This is a genomic window from Synechococcus sp. MU1655, assembly GCF_023630655.1.
Lineage (GTDB): Bacteria > Cyanobacteriota > Cyanobacteriia > PCC-6307 > Cyanobiaceae > Synechococcus_C.
Genome location: NZ_JAKUHK010000228.1, coordinates 1 through 3,374, shown reverse-complemented (window position 1 = coordinate 3,374; position 3,374 = coordinate 1). Strand labels below are relative to the sequence as shown.

Here is a 3,374-nt window from a genome sequence, read left to right as displayed (position 1 = left end):
CGTCTACAGGCCGTGCCTCCCCCACCAACTCCGGCTCGAGAGCAAGCATCAAACTTGTCTCGGCCTGAGCAGCATGCAGACCGCCCCGTAGCTCATCTTCAGGAATTAACGCATCTAAACCTGGAACACCACTCCACAGGAAGCAAGGAAGAATCGCCATGGATGGCGATTGAACACGCAGTTCCCTCGCCGCAGACTGCAACAATCCGATCTGCCCCCCATGGGCGTTGAACAACACCAAGCGCTTAGCCCCTTGGGTACACAATTGCGTGCCCACCTCGATGATCAGCTGGGTCAACAATCCCGAGGACAAGCTCAAGGTTCCAGGAAAGCCTGAATGCTCTGGCGAGAACCCAATCGACTGCGAAGGAAGGCTCCAAATCGGGGCGTTTGGCGCAAGCTCTGACAAGACAGAAGCGAGGATCCGCTCGGAAAATAAAGCGTCAGTAGCAAGTGGAAGATGGGGGCCATGTTGTTCAAAAGCGCCCATCGGCCAAACCACGGTGGAACGGGATTGCTGCAGGGCCTTTTCCGCTTCTGGCCAACTCAACCTGTCCAAGCGTCGTGTCGTTGAAACACCCAAGTGAGCTTGTGCAGTCATGAGCCGACAGGCCTCCCATTTCCTGCCAGACTGGCTGATCGAGGATATTGAGACCCATGGCGGGATCAGAAGGCCAACATTCCATAGACAGCAAGGGGCAAAGCCCGGCAGCGCAGCCCCCACGCAAGCCATTGCAGGTCATGCATATCAGCCGCAAAGACGAACAGGACCGCCTCCATCGTGAGGCCGAAGAAGCGCGAGCAGCCGCAGATGCGGCGATGGCACGGGCTGTGGAGTTGGAGAAAGCTGCACAAAGAGCTCAGAACACAACGGCTAGGCCTCCCATGGCTCCAACGTCGACGGCTAAGCCTTCGGCCGTTGACGACGACGATGTTCGCTTTGGGACTGATGAGTTCAGTGGCATGAGCATGGCCGATCTTCTCGGCCCATCCGATTCGAATGGAAAGTCCTCCAAGTCCAGTCCAAGTCCTGCCAAAACCTCCAATCGAAGTGTCGACGACTTTGATTTTGACGAAGGTGCTTTTCTAGCCGCCCTCGATGCCAATGAACCTGTTGGCACAACAGGTGAAGTGGCGACTGGAACCGTGATCGGGATGGAAAGCGATGGTGTTTACGTCGACATCGGCGGCAAGGCCCCAGGCTTTATGCCCAAGAACGAATGTGGTCTCGGAGTGATCACCAACCTGAAGGAGAGATTCCCCAAGGGGCTCGAAATTGAAGTCTTGGTGACTCGCGAACAAAATGCTGATGGCATGGTCACCATCAGCTGCCGCGCGCTCGCTCTTCGTCAGAGCTGGGACAAGGTGAAGCAGCTTGAAAAAGACGGCAGAGTTTCTCAGGTCAAAGTCACTGGTTTCAACCGTGGTGGTGTGACCTGCGATCTAGAAGGACTACGAGGCTTCATCCCCCGTTCCCAACTGCAAGACGGCGAAAACCATGAAACCTTGGTGGGGAAAACCTTGGGTGTGGCCTTCCTCGAGGTCAACTCTGAAACACGGAAATTGGTCCTTTCTGAGAAGAAAGCAGCCACTGCCGCTCGTTTCTCAGAGCTAGAAATTGGACAACTGGTGGAAGGCCATGTCGCCGCCATCAAGCCCTATGGACTGTTCGTGGATCTCGGAGGGATCAGCGGCCTTTTGCATCAATCCGCCATTACCGGAGGGAGCATGCGGTCGATGCGTGAAATTTTCGATCAAGGCGACGCTGTGAAAGCGTTGATCACGGAGTTGGATCCTGGTCGCGGACGGATCGCATTAAATACCGCAATGCTGGAAGGACAGCCCGGGGAATTACTTGTTGAGAAAGACAAAGTGATGGCAGAAGCAGCCGATCGAGCCAACAGGGCTCGTAACGTCCTGAAGCAACAGGAACAATCAGCTGGATGATCTCCGCCGAACAGATCCCCAACGATGCGAGTGATCATTCAAGCGCGATCCTTTCAAGTGACTGGGAACTCGATTTTTATTCCAGACCCATCCTCGAGCCTGATGGCAAAAAACGTTGGGAGTTGCTGATCATCAGTTCTCCCAGCGAGGGAACGACCAGCAGTTTTCGCTTTGAAAAACGCTGTCCAGCCGGCAGTGTGAATTCCACCTGGCTAACCAGCGCTCTCACAGAAGCCATTGCAGCCGCCGAACAGCAAGGTTGGTCTGTCCCTCGAAAGCTGCGTTCGTGGCGAAGCTCCATGCGCACCATGGTTCAGAGGGCTGCATCTGAACTGGGTCTCGAAATGGTGCCAAGCCGTCGAACTTACGCCCTGTTGGATTGGATCGCTGAGCGCGAACAGGATCTCTACCCCAATGAAGAGGGGTATATGGCAGGGCCTCTTGCTCCCCCGCCAGCACCGGTCAGCACGCCTCCTCGTCCCTTACCTGAGTCCGTGCGCGGTGATGCCTGGAATTGGGCCGAACTTCCCGCTTCAGCCTTGCGTGAAGCCGCCGAATGGCCGATCGGATTCCGCGGCCTGCTCCCAGTTCCCACCTCGATTAAGGATGACCAAGTCATCCCAGGCTTACGCCTGTTCAGCCAAACCAGGGGATTAGCCCTTGCTGGTCTCCTCGGTGGGATTGAACCAGTTCGGCTCAAGGTGATCGGCACCCAACTTCTCCTGGACGCTGGTCAGGATGACTGCTGGCTCGTGAGCGACCTCAGTTCAGAGGAAGCCACGCACGTTTCAGCTGTCATGACACAGGCTTCTGAGCACGCAAACGGTTTGCAGTTCATCGCTGTTCAAACCTCTCCCGAAGCCGAGCGTTTTGAAGGTTTTTGGATGCTGCGGGATCAAGCAGAGCCATGACATCTGCTGCCGATCCATTCCGCCAGCCCGACAACCTGTTTAACACCCTTGAGCATTGGACATGGGTGGGCTGCTACGGCGGTTATTACCTCACCTCAGACGCGATACAGGCCGCCGGGTTCGAACATGGGTTTTTCACTCGTCTTTGGCACAACCGCGGGCCGGATTCCTTAGCGGCCTATCTCTCTGCCGGAGTCAGTGTCCATCGCCCCCAACAAGTTCACGGCAACCGAGTTCTCAATGCTGGAGAAGCCATCGGTTCTCCATGGCCTGATGCCGACGGTCTCGTCAGCGACCGGGGTGGGCAAAGCCTCTGGGTTTGCGGCGCCGATTGCACCCCTGTTCTTCTTGCAGACCCAACCAGCGGCCACGTAGCTGCTTGTCATGCAGGCTGGCGAGGGGTCGCCAGTGGGATTCTTCCTGCTGCAATCCACCGATTAGCAACGCGAGGAGCAAAGCCGGAGCACCTGATTGTGGCCCTTGGTCCAGCGGTCAGTGGGGCTCTCTATCAGGTAC

At 56.5% G+C, this 3,374-nt stretch carries 4 protein-coding genes; 3 read left to right on the top strand and 1 reads right to left on the bottom strand.

The features are described 5' to 3' along the window. A partial coding sequence (locus tag NCN04_RS09770; RefSeq protein WP_250395968.1) for a creatininase family protein occupies positions 1–601 on the bottom strand: 601 nt, incomplete at its 3' end. Between the two features lie 56 nt (positions 602–657). On the opposite strand from NCN04_RS09770, the gene NCN04_RS09765 reads away from it, so the two are divergent. The 3 genes from NCN04_RS09765 to NCN04_RS09755 all read left to right on the top strand — a co-directional run. Continuing rightward, a complete protein-coding gene (locus tag NCN04_RS09765) occupies positions 658–1,947 on the top strand; it encodes a S1 RNA-binding domain-containing protein (protein ID WP_048346907.1) in 1,290 nt (429 codons plus the stop codon). After that, positions 1,944–2,858, top strand: coding sequence for a Tab2 family RNA-binding protein (locus tag NCN04_RS09760; RefSeq protein ID WP_048346908.1), 915 nt, complete (start codon positions 1,944–1,946; stop codon positions 2,856–2,858). Before NCN04_RS09765 ends, NCN04_RS09760 begins: the two co-directional genes overlap by 4 nt. Then, the coding region (locus NCN04_RS09755) for a purine nucleoside phosphorylase YfiH/LACC1 family protein (protein ID WP_250395967.1) at positions 2,855–3,374 on the top strand (520 nt) is incomplete at its 3' end. The genes NCN04_RS09760 and NCN04_RS09755, both read left to right, overlap by 4 nt.